The 4,741-nt window shown below is 78.2% G+C and carries 3 protein-coding genes and 1 pseudogene; all 4 read right to left on the bottom strand.

Annotated features, from left to right (window positions below; all coding sequences use genetic code 11):
- A partial coding sequence (locus GD970_RS21145; protein ID WP_226925523.1) for a DUF6297 family protein occupies positions 1–409 on the bottom strand: 409 nt, incomplete at its 3' end.
- Entirely contained in the window at positions 406–1,098 is a 693-nt protein-coding gene (locus tag GD970_RS21140; protein WP_152204855.1) for an ABC transporter ATP-binding protein, read from the bottom strand. The genes GD970_RS21140 and GD970_RS21145, both read right to left, overlap by 4 nt.
- 154 nt (positions 1,099–1,252) lie before the next feature.
- Positions 1,253–3,571, bottom strand: a complete 2,319-nt coding sequence (locus GD970_RS21135) for an ATP-dependent DNA helicase RecG (RefSeq protein WP_405002602.1) — start codon at positions 3,569–3,571, stop codon at positions 1,253–1,255.
- Positions 3,568–4,741 (bottom strand): annotated as a pseudogene (locus tag GD970_RS21130) (hypothetical protein); the annotation flags it as partial. The gene GD970_RS21135 and the pseudogene GD970_RS21130, both read right to left, overlap by 4 nt.

Below are 4,741 nucleotides of genomic sequence, written 5' to 3'. Positions count from 1 at the left end.
CGGCCCCGAGCAGCGCGCCGGGCGCGACGGCGAGCAGGGGCCAGCGGGCGGCGGCGGGGCGGAGCAGGGAACGGCGGTCCACCGGCAGCGGCAGCCACCAGCGGGCCTGCGGCCCGGACAGCGCGACGGGCCCGAGCCGGGCGGCGAGCCCGGCGAGCCCGGCCAGGGCCGCGAGCGCGGCGAGCACCGCCAGCCACCCGGGGGCCAGGGCGACGCCGGCGCTGACCGTCGGCGGCGCGGCGGCGAGCTCGGCACCGAGGTGGGTCGCCGCCGTCAGCGCGATCGCCACCGTCATGACCACCGCGAACGCGGCGGTGTAGACGTCGACGAGCAGGTCCGTGACGCTGCCCGCGGCGCGGCCGCCGGCGCGGCGCCGGGTCCAGCGGCGGACCGCGCGCCCGGTCCTCACAGGTGCGCGACGGCGTCGGCGCCGTCGGCCGCCGCGAGCAGGCGCACCGCCTCCTCGGTGATCAGGAGCACCGCGGTGGCCGCCCGGGCGACGAGGGCGGGGTCGTGGGTAGCGAGGAGGACCGCGCCGCCGCTCTCGCGCTCCTCGACGAGCCGGCCGGCCAGGTGCCCGCGCATGCGGGTGTCCAGGCGCTGCTCGGGCTCGTCGAGCAGCAGCAGGGACCGGGGCCGGGCGAAGGCGGCCGCCAGCAGCAGGCGGCGCCGCTGCCCGGAGGACAGCGCCTGGGGCAGCGCGTCGGCGCGGGCGGTGAGCCCGAACTCCTCGAGCAGGTCCTCCACGACGTCCGGCGCGTCCGCCACGCCGTGGCCCAGGCAGGTCAGCAGGAGGTGCTCGCGGGCCGTGAGCGCGGGGAAGAAGACGTCGTCGCCCAGCTCGGCGGCCACCGCGGCGCGAAAGTCCACGCTGCGCTCGTCCACCGGCCGCCCGAGCACCTCGACGCGACCCTTGACCGCCTCGAGCTGCCCGGCGATGGTGCGCAGCAGGGTGGACTTGCCCGTGCCGTTGGCGCCGACGACGGCGAGGACCTGCCCCTCGCGGAGGGTGAAGCTCAGGGGCGGGCACACGGCGGCGCCGTAGCCGACGGTGAGGCCGGCGGCGCGCACGAGCGGCTGGGCCGCGGCACGGGTCACGCGGTCGAGCGTAGGCGTGGTGGACGGCCGGCACGGCACGGCTGCCGCCGCATGGGGCGACGGCGGCGCCGCACACCGCGACGGGGGCGCCGTCGGGACGACACGGCGCGACGCCGGGACGACGACGCGACGCCGGGACGGGGACGGCGGTGGCTCAGAAGCGCTGGAGGTACTCCGCCGTCTCCTCGTCCAGGCTCTCCGCGAGGACCTCGGCGAGGTCGGGCTCGGTGGCCAGCGCCGGGTCGCGGGCGACGAGGTCGCGGGCGGCGGCCCGGGCGTCGGCGATGATGTCGAGGTCCTTGGTCACCCGCAGCAGCCGCAGCGACGAGCCCCGGCCGGCCTGGGCTGCGCCGAGGATGTCGCCCTCCCGGCGCTGCTCGAGGTCGAGCTCGGCGAGGCGGAAGCCGTCCGTCGTGCCGGCGAAGGCCTCCACGCGCTCCATCGCCCGGGAGCCCGGCTCGGCGGTGGTCACCGCCAGGCAGACCCCCGGCTTGGTGCCGCGGCCGATGCGCCCGCGCAGCTGGTGCAGCTGGGACAGGCCGAAACGGTCGGCGTCGAGGATGACCATGACCGTGGCCTCGGGCACGTCCACGCCGACCTCGATGACCGTGGTGGACACGAGCACCGGGGCCGCCCCGCCGGCGAAGGCCGCCATGGCGGCGTCCTTGGCTTCGGTGCTCAGCCGGCCGTGCATCTCCCCGATCGTCACGCCCTCGAGCGCCGGCTCCTGGCGCAGCAGGGCCGCGACCTCCTCCACCGCCGCCAGGGCGGGGCGGGCCGGCGCCGGGGCGGCGGCGCCGACGGCGCCGGTGGCCAGCAGGTCGCCGGTGTCCGGCAGGTCGTCGAGGAGGTCCTCGACGAGGTCCTCCTCCGCGCCCTGCTCGGCCTCGGTGGCGCTGATCCGCGGGCACACGACGTAGGCGCGCCCGCCGGCGTCGACCTCCTCCCGGATGCGCTGCCACACCCGCTGGATCCAGGCGGGCCTGGACGCGGGCACGACGACCGTCTCGACGCCGGAGCGCCCGGCCGGCAGCTCGCTGAGGGTGGAGGTCTCCAGGTCCCCGAAGCTGGTCATGGCCACGGTGCGCGGGATCGGCGTGGCGGTCATGACGAGCAGGTGCGGGGAGGCGTCGGCCTTGGCGCGCAGGGCGTCGCGCTGCTCGACGCCGAAGCGGTGCTGCTCGTCGATGACGACCAGGCCCAGGTCGGCGAACTGGACGTTCTCGCTGAGCAGGGCGTGGGTGCCGATGACGATGCCCGCCTCCCCCGAGGCCGCCGCGGCCAGGGCCTTGCGGCGGGCGGTGGCGCCGAGGGAGCCGGTCAGCAGGGTCACCCGGGTGGCCTCCTCCGCCCCGCCGAGCATGCCGGCCTCGGCCAGCGGGCCGAGCAGCGCGGTGATGGTGCGCAGGTGCTGCTGGGCGAGGACCTCGGTGGGGGCCAGCAGCGCGGCCTGCCCGCCGGCGTCGACGACCTGGAGCATGGCCCGCAGCGCCACGACGGTCTTGCCCGACCCGACCTCGCCCTGGAGCAGCCGCTGCATGGGCAACGGCCGGGCGAGCTCGGCCTCGAGGACGTCACCGACCTCGCGCTGGCCGGCGGTGAGGGTGAAGGGCAGGCGGGCGTCGAAGGCGTCGCGGATGCCCCCGGGGCGGGCCGGGCGGGCGGTGGCGGGCCGGGCCAGCATGGCGGAGCGGCGCTGGGCGAGCGCCGTCTGCAGCACGAACGCCTCCTCGTGGCGCAGCCGCAGGTGGGCGCGGGCGATGTCGGTGGTGCTGTGCGGCTCGTGCACCAGCTGCAGCGCCTGCAGGGCGCCGACGAGGTGGTGGGTCTCGCGGTAGGCGGCGGGCAGCGGCTCGGGCACGTCGCCGGCCTGCTGCGCCCCGAGCACGGTGCGCACGGCGGTGCCGATGCGCCAGCTGGCGATGGCCGCGCTGGCGGGGTAGATCGGCACCGGCCAGTCGATCTTCTGCACCGCCTCGAACTCGTCGTCGAGGTCCGCGAAGGTCTCGTAGTCGGGATGAGTCAGCTGCCGGCTGCCGCGGTAGGCGCTCACGGTGCCGGTGAACATGCCGGTGGCGCCGGTCCGCAGCCGGTTCGCGTGGCCATCGAGCGTGCGGGCGTGCTTGCCGAAGAAGGTCAGCTGCAGCTCGGCGCGCCCGTCGGTGATGGTGACGTTGAGGATGGCCCCGTTGCGGTTGCGCATGGGCCGCACCCCGCCGTTCTTCGCCACCTGGGCGATGACGGTGACGTGCTCGCCGAGCCGCAGGTGCGCGAGGTCGGTGAGCTTGCCACGGTCGCCGTAGCGGCGCGGGTAGTAACGCAGCAGGTCCCCCGTGGTGCGGGGCCCCAGCTTCTCCAGCGCCTCGGCGGTCTTGGGCCCCACGGCCTTGGACAGCGGCGTGGACAGCCTGCCCGTCCGGTCTCCCGCCACCGCCGGCACGTGCCTGCTGCCACGCACGACTCGCTCGCTCACTCCACCCCCACCAGCACGGCCGGGGCACGCTGCCCGCCCCGGACCACGACGACCTCGACCTGCGGCGCCACCTGGGCGACGGTCTCGCGCAGCTGCTCGGCGACCTCGTCGTCGGCGCCGGCGCCGAGCAGGGCGGTGACCAGCTCGTCCGCGGGCCCGAGCTCGTCCGCGAGCAGGGCCGGCGCGGCGTCCGCGTCGAGCGCCACGGTGCGCACCCGCCGCGCGGCCTGCTCGGCCAGCGCCGGCAGCAGCTCGCCCGCCTCGGGGACGCCGGGGCCGGAGACCTCCACCGCCGCGGCGAGCACGTGCAGCTCGTTGCGGGTGGCGGCCACGGCGATCTCCTGGCGCCCGCCCAGGTGCGGCGCGGAGCGTCCGTCGGCGGCCTGGGCGGCGGCCTGCGCGGTGGCTGCCGAGGCCTCGTCGCACGGCAGCACGAGGACGCGGGCCGCGCCGGTGTCGGCAGCGGCGCGCAGCAGGCCGGCCGGGTCGGCGGGCGGGTCCAGGACGACGACGGCGCCGGTGCGGGCCAGCGGCTCGAGCAGGCCGGGCGCCCGGGTGCAGGCGACGACCCCGGCGGGCACGGTGCGCGCCTCGGGGGTCTCGGGCGACGCCGCGCCGGGCGTGGCCTCGGGCGACGCCGCGCCGGGCGTGGCCTCGGGCGCGTGGCCGTGCGGGGGCCGGGGCGGCAGCCCGGTGAGCAGGGGGCGCAGGTAGCGCACGCAGACCTGGTCCATGACGGCCGGCTCGGCCAGCGCCGTCAGCGGGGCGTCGGTGTGGACGTGCACCTGCCACACCCCCGCGCCGGTGGCGTCGGCGGCGCCGACGACCGCGACGGAGTGGCCGGTGCCGGCGAGGGTCTCGCGCAGCGCGGCGGCGCATGCGGCGTCGGCCCGCAGGACGTACATCACCTCGAAGTCGCCCGCGCCGTCGTCGGATTCTGCGGGCCCGTCGCTGGCGGGCGTGGCGGCCGCACCGAGCCCGGCGAGCAGGGCCGCGACGGCGTCGGCCCGCTGGGTGCCGGTCTCCCCCTCGCCGGCGACGACGTCGACGAGCGCGCCGAGCAGCACGACGTAGCCGGCCGCGCCGGCGTCGAGCGCCGCGCCGTGGGCGCCGCCGGTGGCGGCGAGCGCGTCGCGGGCGGCACGCGAGGCCGCGGCGACGGTGGCGGCG

The organism is Georgenia thermotolerans, assembly GCF_009193185.1.
Taxonomy (GTDB): Bacteria; Actinomycetota; Actinomycetes; order Actinomycetales; family Actinomycetaceae; genus Georgenia; species Georgenia thermotolerans.
The sequence above is the reverse complement of the archived record's forward strand: the minus strand, read 5'-3'. Positions and strand labels throughout refer to the sequence as shown.